This is a genomic window from Pantoea phytostimulans (assembly GCF_046118715.1).
Taxonomy (GTDB): domain Bacteria; phylum Pseudomonadota; class Gammaproteobacteria; order Enterobacterales; family Enterobacteriaceae; genus Pantoea; species Pantoea phytostimulans.
In genome coordinates this window covers 3,556,192-3,577,657 of sequence record NZ_CP173698.1, presented here as the reverse complement: position 1 = coordinate 3,577,657, position 21,466 = coordinate 3,556,192, and the positions used below count along the sequence as shown (strand labels likewise).

Below are 21,466 nucleotides of genomic sequence, written 5' to 3'. Positions count from 1 at the left end.
CCCTCGCGATAACACAAACGCCTCTCCCTGCTAAGCAAGGAGAGGCAAATCAGGAACGTCTTACTCTGCGTCAGGTGTGCTCACAGCTGCAGCTTCTTCAACCTGCGGTTTTGTCTCTGTGGCTTCTTTGATGCTCAGACGTACGCGGCCTTGGCGATCAACTTCCATCACTTTAACGGGCACTTCTTGACCCATCTGCAGATAATCGGTGACTTTCTCAACGCGCTTGTCAGCAATTTGAGAAATATGCACCAGACCTTCTTTACCACCACCGATAGCGACGAAGGCACCAAAATCTACGATGCGGGTGACTTTACCGCTGTAGATACGGCCTACTTCGATTTCAGCTGTAATCTCTTCGATACGGCGAATCGCTTCTTTCGCTTTCAGACCGTCGGTTGCCGCGATTTTCACGGTGCCGTCGTCTTCAATTTCAATGGTAGTGCCGGTTTCTTCAGTCAACGCACGAATTACTGAGCCGCCTTTACCGATGACATCTTTGATCTTGTCTGAACTGATCTTGATGGTGTAAATGCGTGGCGCAAATTCAGAGATTTCAGTACGCGGCGTGCTGATAGCCTGTTCCATCACGCCCAGAATGTGCAGACGCGCACCCTTAGCTTGATTCAAAGCCACTTGCATGATTTCGCGCGTGATACCTTCGATTTTGATATCCATTTGCAGCGCAGTGATACCTTCACGGCTACCCGCTACTTTGAAGTCCATGTCGCCAAGGTGATCTTCGTCACCCAGGATGTCTGACAGCACGACAAATTTTTCGTCTTCTTTAACCAAGCCCATCGCGATACCCGCAACGGCCGCTTTGATCGGTACACCCGCATCCATCAGGGCCAGCGATGCACCACATACAGAAGCCATTGAAGATGAACCGTTAGATTCGGTAATTTCAGACACAACGCGAACGGTGTAAGGGAAATCTTCCGCTTTTGGCATAACTGCCAACACACCGCGTTTTGCCAGACGACCGTGACCAATTTCACGACGCTTAGGCGATCCCACCATACCGGTTTCACCTACGGAGTACGGAGGGAAGTTATAGTGGAACAGGAAGCTGTCGGTACGTTCACCCATCAGCTCATCCAGATTCTGCGCATCACGTGTCGTACCCAGCGTGGCTGTTACCAGCGCCTGAGTTTCACCACGGGTAAACAGAGAGGAGCCATGAGTACGCGGCAGTACGCCAGTGCGCACATCCAGACCACGAATCATATCTTTTTCGCGACCATCGATACGCAATTCACCGTTCAGGATGCGAGTACGTACAACGTTTTTCTCGATAGCGTGCAGCAGATCGCTGATTTCACCTTCATCCAGCGTTTCTTCTTCAGCGAGCAGAGCAGCCGTAGTTTCGCTCTTGATCAGATTAACCTGCTCATAACGCTGCTGTTTTTCAGTGATGCGATAAGCATCGCTCAGGCGAGTTTCAGCCAGAGCTGCAATGCGTGCATTCAGTGAAACGTTTGGCGCTTCTGGCTGCCAATCCCAACGTGGTTTACCTGCTTCAGCAACCAGGGAGTTAATGTTTTCGATAACGATTTGCTGCTGATCGTGGCCAAATACTACGGCACCCAGCATTTGCTCTTCAGACAGGATCTCTGCTTCAGATTCAACCATCAGTACAGCATTCTGCGTACCTGCAACCACCAGATCCAGACGAGATTCTTTGAGCTCATCTGCAGTTGGGTTCAGCACATACTGATCGTTAATGTAACCTACGCGTGCAGAACCGATCGGGCCGTTGAAAGGCAGACCAGACAGCGACAGCGCTGCTGACGCACCGATCATCGCAACGATGTCAGGGTGAACTTGTGGGTTTACAGAAACAACAGTCGCGATAACCTGAACTTCGTTAACGAAACCTTCTGGGAACAGCGGGCGAATCGGACGGTCAATCAGACGCGCGATCAGCGTTTCGCCTTCGCTTGGACGGCCTTCACGACGGAAGAAACTGCCCGGGATGCGACCTGCTGCATAGGTACGTTCTTGATAGTTTACAGTCAGCGGGAAGAAATCCTGGCCTGGTTTAGATTTTTTCTGGCCTACAACGGTAACAAATACCGCAGTGTCATCCATGCTTACCATAACAGCTGCAGTGGCCTGGCGTGCCATCATGCCAGTTTCCAGCGTGACGGTATGCTGACCATATTGGAATTTGCGTACGATCGGGTTCAGCAAAATTAAAATCCTTAACTTCGGGGCAAGCCATCTTTAGCCTGCCATTGATTACCGATCTTCTGTTGCATCCTCGCGACTAATGACAACCTTAACCGCCCATGCGGTAAAGCCTCTCATTAGCCGCGCGAACCTCTGCAATCGAAGATCACTCTAAGCAACAATACATGAGTTTGGCCCGGATTGCTGCGGATTGCTCGAAAAAAGGGGCCATAAAGGCCCCCTTTTCGCGAAACTCGCACAAATCTGATCGTATGGGATGTTCTTTGCAAATTACTGCGCAGCACCTTCGATCAGATTCTTCAGACTTAGCGACGCAGACCGAGACTTTCGATCAGGCTGCTGTAGCGTGCAACGTCTTTACGCTTCAGGTAATCCAGCAGCTTACGACGCTGTGATACCATACGCAGCAGACCGCGACGGCTGTGGTGGTCTTTTTTGTGCTCAGAGAAGTGGCCCTGCAGATGGCTGATCTGCGCGGTCAACAGAGCAACCTGAACTTCAGTTGAACCGCTGTCGTTAGCACCACGACCATATTTAGCAACGATCTCTGCTTTAGCTTCTACGCTTAGAGACATAATAAACTCCAGTTAAATGAATGTATGGGTGCCGATCTCTAATTCAGCATCCCGCTTTAAAGCCGCACCATTCTACTCTTCGTCCGATAGCAACGCAAATCCCCTCAGACAAAAACAGGGCGTGGCTTAATCTTGATACTCAACCACCAAACGACGTGGCGCCACGCGCCCGTCATCGGCAATTTCAGCCATGCCGATGAATTTGCGCTCATCACCTTCGTAGACGCGAACCAATCCCGAGGCAGGCGAATTGCTGGCGTGCACAGGCTGGCCCTGCTTGAAATAGGCTGCGGCAGCCAGGGGCAAATTCACTTCAGGAAAATCAGATGCCGGGCTGTCCATCGGTAACAACAGAGGATCAAGCTGTTCTTCTAAAGAAAGACCGGATTCTGTTGCTGCGGTAGCCAGCGCAGTGAGCTGCTCCAGCGTGACCATTTTCTCAAAGGGATAACGCGCAACCTGTACACGACGCAGCATGATGACATGCGCACCACAGCCAAGCTTTTCACCTAAATCGTCGATAATGGTGCGAATATAAGTGCCTTTAGAACAGTGGATTTCCAGCTCAAGCTCATCATCTTGCCAGCGAATAAACTGCAGTTCGTAAACAGTGATGGGACGTGCTTCACGCTCAATCTCAATGCCTTGACGTGCATATTCATAGAGCGGGCGACCTTGATGCTTCAATGCTGAAAACATTGAAGGTACCTGCAAAGTATCACCGCGGAAACTCTCTAGCGCGCTATCGAGTTCAGACTGACTAAATTCTACTGGGCGCGTTTGCACTACGCTTCCGTCAGCATCCGACGTGTCTGTTCGCTCACCAAGACGAGCAATAACACGATAACGCTTATCGGAATCCAACAGGTATTGAGAAAACTTGGTGGCTTCGCCCAAGCAAATCGGCAGCATACCGGTTGCCAGTGGATCAAGCGCGCCTGTGTGTCCTGCGCGGTTGGCGTTGAAGATACGCTTCACTTTTTGCAAGACATCATTGGAAGAGGCACCTTGCGGCTTGTCCAGTAACAGAACGCCATGGACATCGCGGCCGCGACGACGAGGACGACTCATTACGCTTCCTCGTCCTCATCCTTTGCATCTGTACCACGACGTTCAACGTCGCTTTTCACTACGCTGCTGACGAGATTCGACATGCGCATCCCTTCGATCAACGAGTTGTCGTAGAAGAAAGTCAGTTCAGGCACGATTCGCAGGCGCATGGCTTTGCCCAGCAGAATACGAATATAGCCAGAGGCTTCTTTTAATGCCTTCAGGCCATTCTTGACCGCTTCTTCATCTTTATCATTGAGGAAGGTAACAAACACTTTGGCATAAGCGAGATCGCGGGAGACCTCAACGCCGGAGACAGTAACCATCATGCCCAGACGTGGATCTTTAATTTCGCGTTGCAAAATCATCGCGATCTCTTTTTGCAGCTCTTGTGACACGCGCTGCGGGCGACCAAATTCTTTCGCCATAATTATTTCTCCCAAATAATTCGGGAGGCCAGCGGCCTCCCAAATTGCATCACATCGTCTATTACTCGATGGTGCGTTTAACTTCAATCACTTCAAAGACTTCAATCATGTCGCCGGTACGTACGTCATTGTAGTTCTTAACGCCGATACCACACTCCATGCCGTTACGTACTTCGTTAACGTCATCTTTAAAGCGACGCAGTGATTCGAGCTCACCCTCGTAAATCACCACGTTGTCACGCAGAACGCGAATTGGATTGTGACGTTTAATGTTACCTTCCGTCACCATACAACCTGCGATAGCGCCAAATTTCGGTGATTTGAACACGTCACGTACTTCAGCCAGACCAATAATCTGCTGTTTGTACTCAGGTGCCAACATGCCGCTCATCGCTGCTTTAACTTCATCGATCAAGCTATAGATGACCGAGTAGTAACGCAGATCTACGCTTTCAGCGTCGATGACACGACGTGCTGATGCATCGGCACGTACGTTAAAGCCAAGGATGATTGCGTTAGAAGCTGCAGCCAGCGTTGCGTCGGTTTCGGTGATACCACCCACGCCAGAGCCAACAATCTTCACCTTCACTTCGTCGGTGGAGAGTTTCAGCAAGGAGTCGGAGATCGCTTCCACTGAACCCTGTACATCGGCTTTCAGCACGATGTTCAGTTCGGACACTTCGCCTTCGGTCATGTTGGCGAACATGTTCTCCAACTTCGACTTCTGCTGACGCGCCAGTTTCACTTCGCGGAATTTACCCTGACGATACAGTGCAACTTCACGCGCTTTCTTCTCGTCACGTACAACGGTTGCTTCGTCACCCGCTGCCGGCACACCAGAAAGGCCCAGAATCTCAACAGGAATCGAAGGACCAGCTTCCATCACTTCGCGGCCCAGTTCGTCACGCATCGCACGTACGCGGCCATATTCAAAGCCACACAGTACGATATCGCCTTTGTTCAGCGTACCTTCACGTACCAGCACGGTTGCAACCGGACCACGACCTTTGTCGAGGAACGATTCGATAACCACGCCGCTCGCCATACCTTCACGGATAGCGGTTAATTCCAGTACTTCTGCCTGCAGCAGAATCGCATTCAACAGATCATCAATGCCGGTACCTGCTTTAGCAGAGACATTAACAAACATGTTTTCGCCGCCCCACTCTTCCGGAATGATTCCGTACTGAGTCAGTTCGTTTTTAACGCGATCTGGATCGGCTTCTGGCTTATCAACCTTGTTCACCGCAACAACAACCGGCACTTTCGCTGCTTTGGCGTGCTGGATTGCTTCGATGGTCTGTGGCATTACGCCATCATCGGCTGCAACAACCAGGATGACGATATCCGTAGCCTGAGCACCACGTGCACGCATTGCGGTAAACGCGGCGTGTCCCGGGGTATCAAGGAAGGTCACCATACCGTTGTCAGTTTCGACGTGATAAGCACCGATATGCTGAGTAATGCCGCCCGCTTCGCCAGAGGCGATTTTGGTAGAGCGGATGTAATCCAGCAAAGAGGTTTTACCGTGGTCAACGTGGCCCATGATAGTCACAACCGGTGCACGAGATTCCTGTGCAGCATCGGTGTCACGATCGTCCATTACCGCTTCTTCCAGCTCGTTCTCACGACGAAGGGTAACTTTATGGCCCATTTCTTCAGCAACCAGCTGAGCGGTTTCCTGATCGATAACCTGGTTGATGGTCGCCATAGCGCCCATTCGCATCATCGCTTTGATGACCAGAGAACCTTTCACCGCCATTTTGTTAGCCAGTTCAGCTACAGTAATGGTTTCACCGATGACAACATCGCGGTTCACGGCCTGAGCTGGCTTGTTAAAGCCCTGCTGCAGAGCACTTGGCTTGCGATGTTTTCCGCCTTTACCACCACGAATAGCGGCACGCGCTTCTTCACGGTCAGTTTTGGCTTCAGAATGCTTGTTGCCTTTTTTAGCCGGACGCGTTGCTTTAGCAGTAGTACGCGCACGTGCACGACCCGCTTCAACCTGACGATCATTCTCGTCTTCCGCCTGACGGGCGTGAGTCGAGGTGGTGACGTGATAGTCGCCTTTATCCTCTTCTTCTGGTTTCTCCCATTCGGCCGATTTCTCTTCGGCCAGACGGCGGGCTTCTTCTGCTACGAGGCGGGCAGCCTCTTCGAGTTTACGACGTGCTTCTTCTTCAGCTTTACGCTTAAGTTCGGCAGCTTCTGCTTCGCGACGGGCTTTGTCAGATTGCGCAGCCTTGGTCACGTCATCGGTAGGTTGATTATTCACTTTCTCATTTTCCGCTGCTGCACGTTTGGCCTTGTCAGCGGCTTCGCGCTTGGCTTTTTCTTCGGCTTCACGTTGCGCTTTCTGTTCAGCATCGCGACGGGCTTTTTCTTCAGCCTCGCGTTGCGCCTGCTCTTCCGCTACACGCTGTGCCTCGGCTTCAGCTTCTGCCTGAGCTTGCTCAGCATCTGCATCGCCTTTCACGTATGTACGCTTTTTGCGGACTTCAATTTGCACCGACTTACTTTTACCCCCGGTGCCAGGAATATTCAAGGTGCTACGCGTTTTACGCTGCAACGTCAGCTTGCTTGAACCGGCCTGACCATGCTCACGATTCAAGTGAGACAGTAAGGTTTCTTTCTCGTGCTGGGATACGGCGTCATTTTCAGACTTAGGGATCCCCGCATCAGCAAATTGCTGTACCAGGCGATCGACCGGAGTCTGAATTTCTGCGGCCAGCGATTTTACGGTTACATCTGTCATGCTGTTCCTTCCTGTTATTACGCGTCATCGCCGAACCAGCAGATATTTCGTGCGGCCATAATTAGCGAGCCTGCTTGCTCATCAGTCATGCCTTCAATATCCGTCAGATCGTCAACACCTTGCTCAGCGAGATCTTCCAGCGTGCAAACGCCTTTTGCTGCCAGGCGATAAGCCAGCGCACGATCCAAGCCCTCAAGATTCAGAAGATCCTCAGCGGGCTCCTGATTACCAAGGCTCTCTTCTTTCGCTAATGCCAGGGTGGTTAACGCATTTTTTGCTCGTTCACGCAGGGCTTCAATGGTCTCTTCGTCGAGGCCGTCAATTTCCAACAGCTCGTCGATAGGCACATAAGCCAATTCTTCCAGCGAAGAGAATCCTTCTTCCACCAGAATGGTAGCGAATTCTTCATCAACGTCGAGATGTTTGGTGAACATATCGATAGCTGCATGTGCTTCAGCCTGATGCTTAGCTTGCAGATCATCGACGGTCATCACGTTCAGTTCCCAACCACTTAATTGGGAAGCCAGACGCACGTTTTGGCCGTTACGGCCGATCGCCTGAGCCAGATTTCCAGCTTCTACAGCGATATCCATGGTGTGATTATCTTCATCAACCACGATTGATGCCACATCAGCCGGAGCCATGGCATTAATAACAAACTGTGCTGGATTGTCATCCCACAGCACGATATCGATACGCTCGCCACCCAGTTCGCTGGATACAGCCTGAACACGCGCACCGCGCATACCCACACAAGCACCTACCGGATCGATACGTTTGTCATTGGTTTTTACAGCAATTTTGGCACGCGAGCCCGGATCACGAGCGGCGGCTTTAATTTCAATCACTTCTTCGCCAATTTCTGGCACTTCGATGCGGAACAGTTCGATCAACATTTCCGGTTTGGAACGCGTCACAAACAGCTGCGCGCCACGCGCTTCAGGTCGTACTGAATAGAGTACGCCACGAATGCGGTCGCCTGGGCGGAAGTTTTCACGCGGCAGCATATCTTCACGCAGAATCACCGCTTCGGCATTGCTGCCTAAGTCTAACGAAATATTGTCGCGGTTAACTTTTTTTACCACGCCAGTAATGATTTCGCCTTCCTGCTCGCGGAATTGATCAACCACCATCGCACGCTCAGCTTCACGTACTTTTTGTACGATAACCTGCTTCGCGGTTTGAGTAGTAATGCGGTCAAAAGTAACCGATTCAATCTGATCTTCAACATATTCGCCCAGATTGAATGCTTCGTCTTCGAAGCGGGCCGCATCCAGTGTGATCTCGCGCGTTGGCTGTGTAACCTCGTTTACGATCTCCCAACGGCGGAAAGTATCGAAATCGCCACTTCTGCGATCAATGCTTACGCGCACCTCAATTTCTTGCTCGTACTTTTTCTTGGTCGCAGTAGCCAGCGCGCTCTCCAGCGCTTCGAAGATTTTCTCACGCGGCAGGGCTTTTTCGTTAGAAACGGCTTCTACAACAGCTAAGATCTCTTTATTCATCCTGGTTAGCCTCAATCCGGACTTTTAAAAGTGGGGGACCAGGTTCGCTTTCTGAATATTACTCAGCGCGAACACTTCATCTTTACCCTCAACGTTTACCGTGATCATCTCGCCTTCTACAGACTTGATGATTCCCTGCCATTTACGGCGGTTTTGAACGGCCATACGCAGCACCAGAGTCACTTCATCACCTGCATAGCGCTCATAATGTTCAGCGGTAAACAGCGGACGATCGAGTCCCGGTGAGGACACCTCAAGGTTGTAAGGCACGGTAATGGGATCTTCAACATCCATTACTGCGCTCACCTGGTGGCTGACATCCGCGCAATCATCGACATTGATGCCATCTTCACTATCAATATAGATGCGCAGGATTGATGTGCGACTCCGAACGAATTCAATTCCCACCAGTTCGTAGCCCAGTGCTTCTACCGGAGCCGATATCAAATCTGTCAATTTTTGCTCTAATGTGGACAAGCCCACCCCCAAGACATAAAAAAAGGGCCTAAAGCCCAGTATTACGATTCGCTAATAACAAAAAACCCCGAAAATTCGGGGCTTTTTATCACTGGACCCTGTATGCCGCGAAGCGGCTCGGACCCAATCCAAAAGAATTTTTTTAAAATTCGCTGCGAATGCGCCCGTGGATGCATACAGTATATTTGAAAAAGAACTCTAAGGGAAAGTGGTTGCGGGGGCCGGATTTGAACCGACGACCTTCGGGTTATGAGCCCGACGAGCTACCAGGCTGCTCCACCCCGCGTCCGAAAACGTGGCGAATATTACGCCGAACATGCATTAAATGCAAGTAATACTAAGATTTGGTACCGAGGACGGGACTTGAACCCGTAAGCCCAATCGGGCACTACCACCTCAAGGTAGCGTGTCTACCAATTCCACCACCTCGGCACTTTTCAGACCGCAACGTGAATCAGTTGCGTCGCAAGCGTTGACGAATTTACTTAGGAATATCGTTACCCGGCGTTGCCGGTTGCGCTGGCTGTTCAGTCTGCTGAGACTGCGCTGGCGCAGAAAGATTTTCCCACTCGCTTCCTTTCGAAGTTTTATTGCTGTTCAAATTACCCAGAACCAAGCTGATGATGAAGAACAATGCCGCTAAGATGCCAGTCATACGAGTCATGAAGTTTCCTGACCCATTTGAACCAAACAGCGTACCGGATGCGCCTGCACCGAATGAGGCTCCCATATCAGCGCCTTTGCCTTGCTGCAGCATGATCATACCCACGAGGGCGATAGCCACAATAAGGAAAACAACTAAAAGAGCTTCGTACATATTCAACCTGTTCCTTGCACGGTAATCGTACAGTTAAAGCTTCAACCAGTATTGATGGGATATCTCGTCATCACCCATCAGAAGCGGGTGTGAATACTAACCAAAGGCGCATACCTCTGCAAGTGCAATTTGCAACAGACACGCTGATTGCAGAAAAAAGCGCCATCCCGGTGATTTTACAGGCGGTTCGGCCTATTGCCTACCGCCTTTAAACAGCTTAAACAGCCTTCACTTGATCGGCGATACGATTGGCTAATTCAATGACCTGTGCCTCGTTTTCACCTTCAACCATGACGCGAATCAGAGGTTCAGTTCCTGATTTACGGAGCAATACGCGACCACGTCCAGCCAGGGCTTTTTCCACTTCTACGGTTACCGCTTTCACTGCTTCGCTTTCCAGCGGATCGTGTTCACCCGTAAAGCGTACATTGACTAATACCTGAGGCAGCATTTTCATACCGCTGCACAAATCGTGCAGGCTCATATGGTTACGCACCATTGCAGTGAGTACTTGCAAACTTGCTACGATACCATCACCCGTCGTGGTTTTATCCAGCAAAATGACATGACCAGAGTTCTCTGCTCCTAAGCGCCAGCCTTTTTCCTGCATTTTTTCCAGCACATAGCGGTCACCGACTTTAGCCCGAACAAAAGGAATGCCTAACTGCTTAAGCGCCAACTCTAAGCCCATATTACTCATCAGCGTGCCGACTACACCGCCGCGCAATTGGCCTTGACGCAAGCCTTCACGCGCGATGATGTAGAGAATCTGGTCGCCATCCACTTTTTCGCCAAGATGATCAACCATCATGATGCGATCGCCGTCGCCGTCATAGGCTAAGCCGATGTCCGCTTTTTCGGCGAGTACACGCTGCTGAAGCATTTTCAGATCGGTCGCGCCGCACTCTTTGTTGATGTTCATCCCATCCGGCTGGGTGGCAATAGCAATAACCGTCGCACCCAATTCGCGCAATACGTTAGGAGCAATGTGATACGTCGCGCCATTCGCGCAATCCACCACAATTTTCAGTCCGTTGAGATTGAGTTCGCTTGGAAAGGTGCCTTTGCAAAATTCAATGTAACGTCCGGCAGCATCGACAATACGGCTAGCGCGCCCCAATGCAGCTGACTCGACACAGGTAATCGGCTTTTCCATTTCTAATTCAATGGCTTCCTCTACTTCGTCAGGCAATTTAGTGCCCTCAGATGAGAAAAATTTAATGCCATTATCGTCAAAGGGATTATGCGACGCGGAGATCACAATGCCAGCTTCGGCACGAAAAGTGCGAGTCAGATAAGCAATGGCGGGCGTAGGCATTGGCCCCGTAAAGGCTGCGGATAATCCTGCCGCGGCTAAACCCGCTTCTAATGCTGATTCCAGCATGTAACCAGAAATACGTGTATCTTTGCCGATAATAATTTTTTTTGAGCCATGTCGCGCCAGCACTTTACCGGCCGCCCAGCCCAATTTCAGTACAAAATCAGGTGTAATAGGTGCTTCACCCACTTTGCCGCGAATGCCATCTGTACCGAAATATTTACGATTACTCATGCCTAATTATCCTTTTGCTCTACGCGTTGCTTCAACTACGCGCATCGCTTCGACAGTTTCTTTGACGTCATGTACGCGAATGATTTGTGCACCTTGCATAGCAGCAATGACCGCACAGGCGAGGCTGCCCGTTAAACGTTGGCCAGGACCGACATTTAATAATTGGCCAATCATCGATTTACGCGACATACCCACCAATAGCGGTAAACCAAAATGGTGATAATCGCTAAGGTGAGCCAGCAGCTCATAGTTGTGGCTCAGATTTTTACCGAAACCAAAGCCTGGGTCGAGTATCAGATTCTCTTTTTTAATCCCTGCGGCTTCACAGCGTGCGATCTGATTAACGAAGTAAGCGTCTACTTCGCTTAAAATGTTTTCATATTCTGGTGCCTGCTGCATAGTACGCGGCTCGCCCTGCATGTGCATCAGACACACAGGTAGTCCCGTTTCAGCCGCCGCTTCAAGTGCACCCGGTTCAGATAATGAACGAATGTCATTGATGATGTGAGCCCCTACACGTGCAGATTCACGAATAACTTCAGGTTTTGAGGTATCGACTGAAATCCAAACTTCAAAACGCTGGGCAATCGCTTCAACAACCGGAATAACGCGCTCCAGCTCTTCTTCAACACTGACTTCATCTGCGCCGGGACGTGTCGATTCTCCACCAACATCAATAATGGTGGCACCTGCATTGACCATTTCGTTGGTATGCGTGAGCGCATCAACCAAGGCGTTATGTTTACCGCCATCTGAAAAGGAATCCGGCGTGACATTTAAAATACCCATCACATGGGGAAAAGATAAATCGAGATGGGAATCACGAGCGAACAACTTCATGGCGAAAAACTCCTTGAGTAACAATTTCAGGATATAAAAAACCCCGGACCAGCCGGGGTTTTATTTGACGACGTTACAGCTTATTTGTCGAGCTGCTCTGACATAGTATTGCCAGGATTTGGCGTACGCGGTTCATCAACCGGACGTGGCGCCTTTGGCGTACCGTTGCTGTCAGAATTGCTGCTGCCTGGATCTTCCCAGCCCGCTGGTGGACGCACTTCGCGGCGTGCCATCAGGTCGTCGATCTGTGGTGCATCAATGGTTTCATACTTCATCAGCGCGTCTTTCATCGCATGAAGGATGTCCATGTTTTCACCCAGAATGCGGCGAGCACGTTGGTAGTTGCTGTCAATCAGGTGCTTAACTTCCTGATCAATGATGCGCGCGGTTTCATCAGACATGTGTTTCGCTTTGGCAACTGAACGCCCAAGGAACACTTCACCCTCTTCTTCCGCATACAGCAATGGACCGAGTTTCTCCGAGAAGCCCCACTGTGTAACCATGTTGCGTGCCAGATTTGTCGCGACTTTGATGTCATTCGACGCACCGGTAGAAACACGTTCAGCACCGTAGATAATCTCTTCAGCCAAACGACCGCCGTATAGCGTAGAGATCTGACTTTCCAGTTTCTGACGGCTGGCGCTGATTGCATCGCCTTCCGGTAAGAAGAAGGTCACACCCAACGCGCGGCCACGTGGAATAATTGTTACTTTGTGAACCGGATCGTGTTCTGGAACCAGACGACCAATAATTGCATGGCCTGCTTCGTGATATGCGGTTGATTCTTTCTGCGATTCCGTCATCACCATAGAGCGACGTTCCGCACCCATCATGATTTTGTCTTTCGCTTTTTCGAACTCAACCATCGACACAACACGTTTGTTAGAGCGAGCAGCAAACAGCGCAGCTTCGTTCACAAGGTTAGCAAGATCCGCACCGGAGAAGCCTGGCGTACCACGAGCAATGATCGCAGCATCAATATCGGTCGCTAATGGAACGCGACGCATATGTACTTTCAGAATCTGCTCACGTCCACGTACGTCTGGCAAACCAACCACAACCTGACGGTCAAAGCGACCCGGACGCAGCAGCGCTGGGTCAAGCACATCAGGACGGTTAGTTGCTGCGATAACGATAATGCCTTCATTACCTTCGAAACCATCCATCTCAACCAACATCTGGTTAAGTGTCTGCTCACGCTCATCGTGACCGCCGCCTAAACCGGCACCACGTTGACGACCTACAGCATCGATCTCATCGATAAAGATGATGCAAGGTGCAGCTTTCTTCGCTTGCTCAAACATGTCGCGCACACGAGATGCACCCACACCTACGAACATTTCTACGAAGTCAGAACCTGAGATAGTAAAGAAAGGTACTTTAGCTTCACCGGCAATCGCTTTTGCCAACAACGTTTTACCTGTACCTGGCGGGCCAACCATCAAAACGCCTTTCGGAATTTTACCACCCAGTTTTTGGAAGCGGCTTGGTTCGCGCAGGTATTCCACCAGTTCAGCAACTTCTTCCTTCGCTTCATCACAACCAGCGACGTCAGAGAACGTGGTTTTGATCTGATCTTCTGTCAACATGCGGGCTTTGCTTTTTCCAAAGGACATCGCGCCTTTGCCACCGCCGCCCTGCATCTGCCGCATAAAGAAGATCCACACGCCAATCAGTAGCAGCATCGGGAACCACGAAATGAAGATTGAAGCCAACAGGCTCGGTTCTTCCGGCGGTTCGCCAACCACTTTGACGTTTTTGGTCAAGAGGTTATCGAGCAACTTGGGATCATTGACAGGAATGTAAGTGGTGTATTTATTGCTGTCTTTTTTAACTACGTTAATTTCACGCCCGTTAATACGTGCCTCGCGGACCTGATCCTGGTTCACTTCCGACAGGAAGGTTGAATAATCAACCCTTCGGCCATTCGACTCGCTGGGCCCAAAGCTCTGGAATACAGACATCAGCACGACCGCGATGACTAACCAGAGAATCAGGTTTTTCGCCATGTCACTCAAGGGATTAACCTCATATTACAACGGTGTTAACAGATAGCGTAGGGTACTATATATCCTTCATACATGGAATCGCAGCGATCTAGCCTACTTCTCCAGCAATTTGGTTATAGTTTGCGCCCAGTCGCCACAATGTACACTTCACGCGAACGTGAACGCGAAGCGTCTGGCTTCCGAATTTTCACTTTCGTAAAAAGGGAGCGAATTTCCCGTAGGTATTCATCGAAGCCATCTCCCTGAAACACTTTCACTACAAAGCTGCCGCCGGGTGCCAGGATATCCCGACTCATTTCCAGCGCCAGTTCCACTAAATACATCGACCGGGGAATATCTACGGCAGGTGTACCACTCATGTTAGGTGCCATATCGGACATGACAACCTGGACTTTCTGATCACCAACGCGTTCAAGCAGCGCTTTGATCACCGATTCTTCACGAAAATCACCTTGAAGGAAATCGACACCGACAATCGGATCCATCGGCAGAATATCACAAGCGATGACCCGACCTTTTGCACCTATCTGCTGTACAACGTATTGCGACCAGCCACCGGGTGCTGCACCCAGATCTACCACGGTCATACCGGGTTTGAAAAGCTTGTCACCCTGCTGTATTTCCTCAAGTTTAAACCAGGCGCGCGAGCGCAACCCTTTTTTCTGTGCCTGAAGCACATATTTATCGCTAAAGTGTTCCTGGAGCCAGCGGCTAGAACTGGCTGAACGCTTTTTACCCGTCATAATTTTTCCAACTAAATCGTCATCGTAGCGATAAACCTGCACGCAATGGGTTGCGTCGATTTGGCGATATACCCGAGATGGCGGTAGAATGAACCGTTTTCAATCCCTGAGTAAGTAAAAAATACGATGAATCTAAGTACCAAACAAAAACAGCACCTGAAAGGTCTTGCCCATCCGCTCAAGCCGGTCGTGATGATCGGTGGAAATGGCCTTACCGAAGGCGTGCTGGCCGAAATCGAATACGCATTAGGACATCACGAATTGATCAAGGTGAAAATTGCCTCGGAAGATCGTGAAACCAAACTGCTGATCGTTGAAGCAATCGTGCGTGAAACACGCGCCAACAACGTTCAGGTGATCGGCAAAACGCTGGTGCTGTATCGCCCTGCTAAAGAGAGCAAAATTTCTCTGCCACGATAATCGGGCAGTGAAAGTGCCATGCTCTCACATAGGATAAAAGGCCGCAGTGCGGCCTTTTTCCTTTCTTTACATTGTGCTTCTGTGCTTTTCAAAGCGTAGCAACATCTTAAAGGTATTCCACCTTCAGGATTTCATATTCCACATCGCCGCCAGGCGTTTTGATGATAGCAACATCATCGGCCTCTTTACCCACCAGCCCGCGTGCCATTGGCGAGTTTACCGAAATCAGATTTTGTTTAAAATCCGCTTCGTCATCGCCCACAATGCGATAGGTTGACTCTTCATCGGTATCAAGGTTCAGCACGCTAACCGTTGAACCAAAAATCACGCGACCGGTTTTAGGCATTTGGGTGATGTCGATCACCTGTGCATTGGAGAGTTTTGCTTCGATCTCCTGAATGCGGCCTTCACAAAAGCCCTGCTCTTCACGCGCAGCGTGATATTCAGCATTTTCTTTCAAATCGCCATGCTCGCGAGCATCAGCAATCGAGGCGATGATGCGCGGGCGCTTCACGGTTTTCAGCTCGTTCAGCTCTTCGCGCAATCTTTCAGCGCCTCTTAACGTCATCGGAATCTGATTCATTTAAGCTCCTCGTCATCTTTCCTGTTTAACGGTGTCATCCTGACCGGTGATTGCAGAAAAAAGCGTTCTGCGACACGTTGTGCCGTTTTGAAAACAAAAGAATCCTGACCCAGATAAGTTTCCAGGCCAGAAAAGGTTTTGCAATTTGATACGTATTTTACCCCAGAGTTCCCTGCGGGTCATCGTTTACTTTGCACCGTCCAGGGACGTAGTATTGACGTCCTCACATGCCAGTTACCGCGAGATTATGCGATTTTCACGACTTGTTACCGGATTAACCTGTGCATTTATGCTGCAGGCACAAGCAGCCCCCGTTGATGAATATATGCAATATTTGCCCGACGGCGCTAATTTGGCGTTGATGGTGCAGAAAATCGGCGCATCAACTCCGATCATCGATTACCACGGCAAGCAAATGGCGTTGCCCGCGAGTACCATGAAAGTGATCACTGCGCTGGCGGCCTTGCTGGAATTAGGCGGCGACTACCGTTTTCAAACCACGTTTGAAACCAAAGGAGCCATTGTTGATGGCACGCTGAACGGCGATTTAGTGGCACGTTTTGCGGGCGATCCTACGCTGAGCCGTCAGGATCTGCGCAACATGGTCGCTGCGTTAAAAAAGCAGGGCGTGACGCATATCAAAGGCAATCTGGTGATTGATACTTCGGTGTTTGCCAGCCATGACATGGCGCCCGGCTGGCCGTGGAACGATCTCACACAGTGCTTTAGTGCGCCTCCTGCGGCGGCAATAGTGGATAAAAACTGTTTCTCAGTTTCACTTTATAGCGCCAATACGCCAGGCGAGAACGCCTTTGTACGCATCGCTTCTTATTATCCTGCACACATGTTTAGCCAAGTTCGCACCCTTGGCCGCAACAGCGGTGAAGGTCAATATTGTGAACTGGATGTGGTGCCGGGTGAATTGAACCGCTATACCTTAACCGGTTGTATGCGACAGCGCGCAGAACCCCTGCCCCTTGCGTTTGCAGTACAGGATGGTGCAGCCTGGGCTGGCGAAATCTTAAAATCGGAACTGCGTGCAGCGGATATCGATTACAGCGGCCATCTGGTTCGTCAAGCGCAAGCCACGTCGCCAGGCACCGTATTAGCCTCGACGCAATCCGCGCCGCTGCATACGCTGTTGCGCATGATGTTGAAAAAGTCTGACAACATGATTGCCGACACCGTTTTCCGTACCATCGGCCATCACTATTTCAACGTGCCGGGCACTTTCCGTGCGGGTTCAGATGCGATCCGCCGCATCCTGAAGCAGAAAGCCAATATTGATCTGGGCAACAGCATTCAGGTCGACGGATCGGGCTTATCACGCCACGATTTGATTTCGCCAGAAACCATGATGCAGGTGCTGCAATACATCGCCAAGAACGACAATACGTTGGATTACATCTCTATGCTGCCGTTAGCGGGCTACGATGGCACATTGCAATATCGCGGCGGATTACATGAAGCGGGACTGGATGGCAAAGTTTCAGCGAAAACCGGTTCACTGCAAGGCGTGTATAACCTGGCAGGCTTTATAACGACCTCAAGCGGTACGCGTGTGGCTTTCGTGCAGTTCCTTTCTGGTTATGCTGTTCCGCCAGAGAATCAACGCCAACGCCGAATCCCGCTGGTGCGTTTCGAGAGCAGGCTATATAGCGATATCAATAAGAACAACTGAGTGAAGTAATACGATCAACGCAGCGGGCTTGCTACCCGCTGCGTTTTTTATTGCGGCTTATTAGAAGTGAGTATTAACACTCACGTAGTACGTACGACCTGACTCGTTATAAGTATTCGCGCCTGCGCCATACATATACGCGCCGGTTGTTTCGTTACCGGTTGTCTGCGCATTCCCTTCGCGGAAATGACGTTTATCGAACAGGTTTTCAATACCCAGCGTCACGCTGGCGTACTTATTGATGTCGTAGGTGCCGCTCATACCAACGATTGAATAAGGACTAACCTGATCCTTCTCACTGCCGGTCACCGCTTCCCCTTTGTAGTTATATTTCTTCGGCGTTTGCGAGCCGTACCACGTTAGGGTTGTTTCCAGCGACAGATCCTGTGTGGCCTGCCAGCTTAGGGAAGAGTTCAAGGTGTATTCAGGAATGATCGACAAGCGATCGCCTGTTTCCTTGTTTTTACTCTGCAGCATATAAGTCAGATTGTTGTTCCACGCCACCGTGTCGGAGAACGGAATATTCAGCGTGCCCTCTAAACCTTCAACGACCGCTTTCGGTACGTTTTCCCACTTATAGACATCCGTGGTGCCGGAAGTGGACGTTCCGGTCGGCAAATAACCCGCTTCGATTTTGTTGCGATAGTCATTGCGGAACCAAGTCACGCCCGCTTGATAACCGTCATGTTTCCACTCCAGCCCAACTTCTTTATTGATGCTGGTTTCGGCACTAAGGTCATCATTCCCCATCAGATAACAGGCACCCGCGCTGGCCGCACAGCCTTGGCCACGGCTATAAAGCACATAATTCGGGTTGGTCTGATACAGGCTTGGCGCTTTATACGCACGCGCAATCCCTAACTTCAGCGTGAAGTCATCACCCAAACCTTGCGACAGATTCAGCGATGGGCTCCAGTTGTCACCCACAATCGAGTGATGATCAAAGCGCAATGCTGGCGTCAGCATCGTGCTGTCTGTCACTTCGATATTATCTTCGGCAAACAGTGAAAAGATTTCAGCCTGCGAATAAGGACTGCGCGTGCCGGTAGATAAACCGTCAATATTGCCACCCGATAGCGCCTGGCTGTTAGAGGAACCATCTTTCATGCGCTGCTGGTTCCACTCGGTACCGAAGGTCGCCGTTTGATTAACCAGCAACTCAAACGGCACACTGATCTCACTGTGCAGCATCACGTCATCTAACTGAATGGTTGAGAAGCCGTCATCAGAGAAAATGCCCTCTGTTCCGCCCGCCAAACCTTCGTCCATGCGCGAGTTGCGGGTATTTTCATACCGCGCATAGCTGCGGGTGCTGATGCCGTTATCCCACGCGCCGGTCCAGGTCACCGCAAAGTTCTGGCGATATAACCGGTTGGTTTCTTCACCGTATTTGCTCTGCACCAAGGCACTGGTATTGGTGTTTTGCGTATCGCCTGCATACAGGTTGCCCTGACGGCTATAGCCCGCTTCAAATTCAAGCGCCTGCATGGGAGCGAAAGCCCAGCGCAGCAACGCATTGATATCTTTATTTTCTACGCCTTCACGCCCTGCAGGCACGGTATCTGCATAAGAGCCGGTGCGAAGCGACTGATGTCCTTCGTTAATAAACTGGGCATCAGCCTGAGTTTTCGCGAGTCCGCCATAAAGACGAAAGCTAAAGTCATCGCCTAACGGTCCCATCAAACTGAAGTTGGTGCGTTTGGTCGAGCCTTCTTCTTTATGCTCTGGCGCATTGAAGTAGGTATTCCAGGAGCCGTGCCACGCACTGCTCTCTTTCTTGGTGATGATATTCACCACGCCGCCCGCCGCACCGTTGCCGTAACGTGCCGCAGCCGGACCGCGAATCACTTCAATGTGATCGATCATCTCAGGGGGAACCCAGCTGGTATCGCCGCGCGTATCACGTTCGCCACGCCAGCCAAGGCGTACCGAGTTGCGGCTGGAAACCGGCATGCCATCAACCAAAATCAAAGTATTTTCCGGGCCCATACCGCGAATATCTATCTGGCGGTTGTTGCCGCGCTGGCCGCTGGTAGAGTTCCCGGTGAGGTTAACGCCAGGCATGGTACGGATGATCTCAGAGACATCACGTGCCGGCGGGCGTTTTTTGATTTCGTCAGCGGTAATAGTCGAAACACCTGGGGCTTGCAGCGTCTGTTCTGCTGCATTGACCACCAGCGTGCCATTACTACCGTCAGTGGATGCGTTATCTTCGCTGGATGTGTTTGATTCAGAGGTGGTTTCCGCGGCAATCGCTGCGGGAACAAAAGATGCGGCTAAACCGATTTCAAGCAAAATGGCTAATGAAAGCCGTGATAATTTCTTCATTTTTTATTTCCTGGATTGCCAACAGCATTGCAACTGCTGGCGCGCCGGTGAAAGGTATTTACCTTGCCTGCAACGCATTCCAGATCTAACCGGGCCGTCCTTTGGAGAACATCGTCTCTTCATTAGAGCAGATGCGGTAGACGGAACGCGCGCGCTCCCCGTAGAGCGGAAACACCCTATTGCAAATGCAAATAATTATCAATAGTATTATTCATAACATTCATGAAAGTAACAACGTGCAGTGATCGGCTGATGGTGTATATGACGTGGTTAAATGAAATGACCGGAAGTGAAGGCTGGTGGCAAGAACAACAACAACGTGGTATTCCCTTCGTTGAGGCCAGTGAAACCGGTGATTGCAACGTCACGTTTTTTTGGCGCGACCCGCAAGGTGATGAATCACAGTCATCAACTCAGCGGGTCTGGATCAATATTACCGGCGTGACCGATCACCATCAGCAAGCTGCTCCCCCCTCTTTAGCGCGCATTCCTGAGACCGATGTCTGGTTCTGGCAAACCACCTTGCCTGCAACCTGGCGCGGCAGCTATTGCCTGATGCCCGATGATCAGGCTGATGCCTTTCAGGGGCAGCCCGACATGCATACGCTACGCAACTGGTGGCGCGATAAATTCCCTACGGCACAAATCGATTCGCTCAATCCTTTGCGAGGTTGGTCAGGTGGACGCGGCATGGGCGTTTCTCCGCTGCATCTGCCGCACTCACCGAATCAGGATGTCTGGCGCGCCGTTGATGAAGGCCTTGCGCCAATACTGCCGTTGCAGCATCACATCTGGCGCAGTGAACGGCTGGGCAATGAACGCTCAATTTGGCTCTACACCACAGGCGATACGTCTGTTGAACACCGTCCGTTGGCGCTGCTTTTAGATGGCCAGTTTTGGGCACATACCATGCCTGTTGCGGGCCCGTTACAGCAGCTTACCGATGCGGGCGAGTTGCCTGCTGCGGTCTATGTGATGATTGATATCATTGATCGCGAGCACCGCACCCAGGAACTCCCTTGTAACGCCGACTTTTGGCTGGCGATTCAAGAGGAGCTGCTGCCCCAAATACAGCAATGGGCCGCCTATTCTCATGAAGCGGCTGACACGGTTATTGTCGGACAAAGCTTCGGCGGCCTCTCATCGGTTTACGCCACGTTGAGCTGGCCAGAAACCTTTGGTGCCGCCGTCAGCTTATCGGGTTCCTTTTGGTGGCCAGAACGCGGTAAGGCCAACGGCTGGCTGCCACAGCAATTGCAGCAAGGTTTATTGGCTGCGCCACCGCGCCGTTTTTACCTGGAAGCGGGCAAGCGCGAGCGCCTGATATTGGCAGCAAATCAACAACTTCAAAGTGACCTGACTCAATGTGGACATCAGGTCGACTATCACCCGGTCGAAGGCGGTCACGATGCGCTGTGCTGGCGCGGTGGCCTGCTGAATGGACTGAAAGCAATGTGGCAACACCGGTAATCCGCTTATCTCGCTCGCCTTTTATGAGCAGGAGACA

At 50.9% G+C, this 21,466-nt stretch carries 17 protein-coding genes and 2 tRNA genes; 3 read left to right on the top strand and 16 right to left on the bottom strand.

Features of this window, described 5'->3' with window-relative positions; all coding sequences use genetic code 11:
• Window positions 1–60: 60 nt before the first annotated feature.
• The 14 genes from pnp to rlmE form a co-directional block, all read right to left on the bottom strand.
• Entirely contained in the window at window positions 61–2,196 is a 2,136-nt protein-coding gene (gene pnp / locus ACF2G4_RS16685; protein WP_243078712.1) for a polyribonucleotide nucleotidyltransferase, read from the bottom strand.
• 305 nt (window positions 2,197–2,501) lie between these two features.
• Window positions 2,502–2,771 (bottom strand): 30S ribosomal protein S15, encoded by a 270-nt coding sequence (gene rpsO / locus ACF2G4_RS16680; protein ID WP_006121766.1) that lies wholly within the window; start codon window positions 2,769–2,771, stop codon window positions 2,502–2,504.
• A gap of 126 nt (window positions 2,772–2,897) precedes the next feature.
• Window positions 2,898–3,842, bottom strand: coding sequence for a tRNA pseudouridine(55) synthase TruB (gene truB, locus ACF2G4_RS16675; protein WP_243078713.1), 945 nt, complete (start codon window positions 3,840–3,842; stop codon window positions 2,898–2,900).
• Window positions 3,842–4,249, bottom strand: a complete 408-nt coding sequence (rbfA, locus tag ACF2G4_RS16670; protein ID WP_215847791.1) for a 30S ribosome-binding factor RbfA — start codon at window positions 4,247–4,249, stop codon at window positions 3,842–3,844. Before rbfA ends, truB begins: the two co-directional genes overlap by 1 nt.
• 61 nt (window positions 4,250–4,310) lie before the next feature.
• Window positions 4,311–7,004, bottom strand: coding sequence for a translation initiation factor IF-2 (infB, locus tag ACF2G4_RS16665; RefSeq protein WP_215847792.1), 2,694 nt, complete (start codon window positions 7,002–7,004; stop codon window positions 4,311–4,313).
• 17 nt (window positions 7,005–7,021) lie between these two features.
• Window positions 7,022–8,509 (bottom strand): transcription termination factor NusA, encoded by a 1,488-nt coding sequence (gene nusA, locus ACF2G4_RS16660; RefSeq protein WP_243078714.1) that lies wholly within the window; start codon window positions 8,507–8,509, stop codon window positions 7,022–7,024.
• Window positions 8,510–8,533: 24 nt separating this feature from the next.
• A complete protein-coding gene (gene rimP, locus ACF2G4_RS16655; RefSeq protein ID WP_243078715.1) occupies window positions 8,534–8,986 on the bottom strand; it encodes a ribosome maturation factor RimP in 453 nt (150 codons plus the stop codon).
• Window positions 8,987–9,195: 209 nt separating this feature from the next.
• A tRNA-Met gene (locus ACF2G4_RS16650) sits at window positions 9,196–9,272 on the bottom strand.
• A 59-nt stretch (window positions 9,273–9,331) separates the two neighbouring features.
• Window positions 9,332–9,418: transfer RNA gene (locus tag ACF2G4_RS16645), tRNA-Leu, on the bottom strand.
• A 49-nt stretch (window positions 9,419–9,467) separates the two neighbouring features.
• On the bottom strand, window positions 9,468–9,803 hold the full coding sequence (secG, locus tag ACF2G4_RS16640) for a preprotein translocase subunit SecG (protein ID WP_215848349.1): 336 nt from the start codon (window positions 9,801–9,803) through the stop codon (window positions 9,468–9,470).
• A gap of 217 nt (window positions 9,804–10,020) precedes the next feature.
• Window positions 10,021–11,355, bottom strand: coding sequence for a phosphoglucosamine mutase (gene glmM, locus ACF2G4_RS16635; RefSeq protein WP_243078716.1), 1,335 nt, complete (start codon window positions 11,353–11,355; stop codon window positions 10,021–10,023).
• Window positions 11,356–11,361: 6 nt separating this feature from the next.
• Window positions 11,362–12,195, bottom strand: coding sequence for a dihydropteroate synthase (gene folP / locus ACF2G4_RS16630; protein WP_409075169.1), 834 nt, complete (start codon window positions 12,193–12,195; stop codon window positions 11,362–11,364).
• 80 nt (window positions 12,196–12,275) lie between these two features.
• Window positions 12,276–14,204, bottom strand: a complete 1,929-nt coding sequence (gene ftsH / locus ACF2G4_RS16625; RefSeq protein WP_215847795.1) for an ATP-dependent zinc metalloprotease FtsH — start codon at window positions 14,202–14,204, stop codon at window positions 12,276–12,278.
• 113 nt (window positions 14,205–14,317) lie between these two features.
• The gene (rlmE, locus tag ACF2G4_RS16620; protein ID WP_243078718.1) at window positions 14,318–14,947 is read right to left on the bottom strand and encodes a 23S rRNA (uridine(2552)-2'-O)-methyltransferase RlmE; all 630 of its coding nucleotides are present in this window, start codon (window positions 14,945–14,947) and stop codon (window positions 14,318–14,320) included.
• Window positions 14,948–15,073: 126 nt separating this feature from the next.
• Here rlmE and yhbY point away from each other — a divergent pair, with 126 nt between their 5' ends.
• Window positions 15,074–15,367 (top strand): ribosome assembly RNA-binding protein YhbY, encoded by a 294-nt coding sequence (gene yhbY / locus ACF2G4_RS16615; protein ID WP_215847796.1) that lies wholly within the window; start codon window positions 15,074–15,076, stop codon window positions 15,365–15,367.
• A 106-nt stretch (window positions 15,368–15,473) separates the two neighbouring features.
• Here the strand turns inward: yhbY and greA are convergent, their stop codons facing one another.
• Window positions 15,474–15,950: a transcription elongation factor GreA gene (gene greA / locus ACF2G4_RS16610; RefSeq protein WP_215847797.1), complete on the bottom strand. Its 477-nt coding sequence runs from the start codon at window positions 15,948–15,950 to the stop codon at window positions 15,474–15,476.
• Between the two features lie 247 nt (window positions 15,951–16,197).
• Between greA and dacB the strand changes: the two genes are divergently transcribed.
• On the top strand, window positions 16,198–17,631 hold the full coding sequence (gene dacB / locus ACF2G4_RS16605; RefSeq protein WP_409075982.1) for a serine-type D-Ala-D-Ala carboxypeptidase: 1,434 nt from the start codon (window positions 16,198–16,200) through the stop codon (window positions 17,629–17,631).
• 60 nt (window positions 17,632–17,691) lie between these two features.
• Here the strand turns inward: dacB and ACF2G4_RS16600 are convergent, their stop codons facing one another.
• A complete protein-coding gene (locus tag ACF2G4_RS16600; protein ID WP_409075168.1) occupies window positions 17,692–19,959 on the bottom strand; it encodes a TonB-dependent siderophore receptor in 2,268 nt (755 codons plus the stop codon).
• A gap of 252 nt (window positions 19,960–20,211) precedes the next feature.
• Between ACF2G4_RS16600 and fes the strand changes: the two genes are divergently transcribed.
• Entirely contained in the window at window positions 20,212–21,429 is a 1,218-nt protein-coding gene (gene fes, locus ACF2G4_RS16595; protein ID WP_409075981.1) for an enterochelin esterase, read from the top strand.
• Window positions 21,430–21,466: the final 37 nt, after the last annotated feature.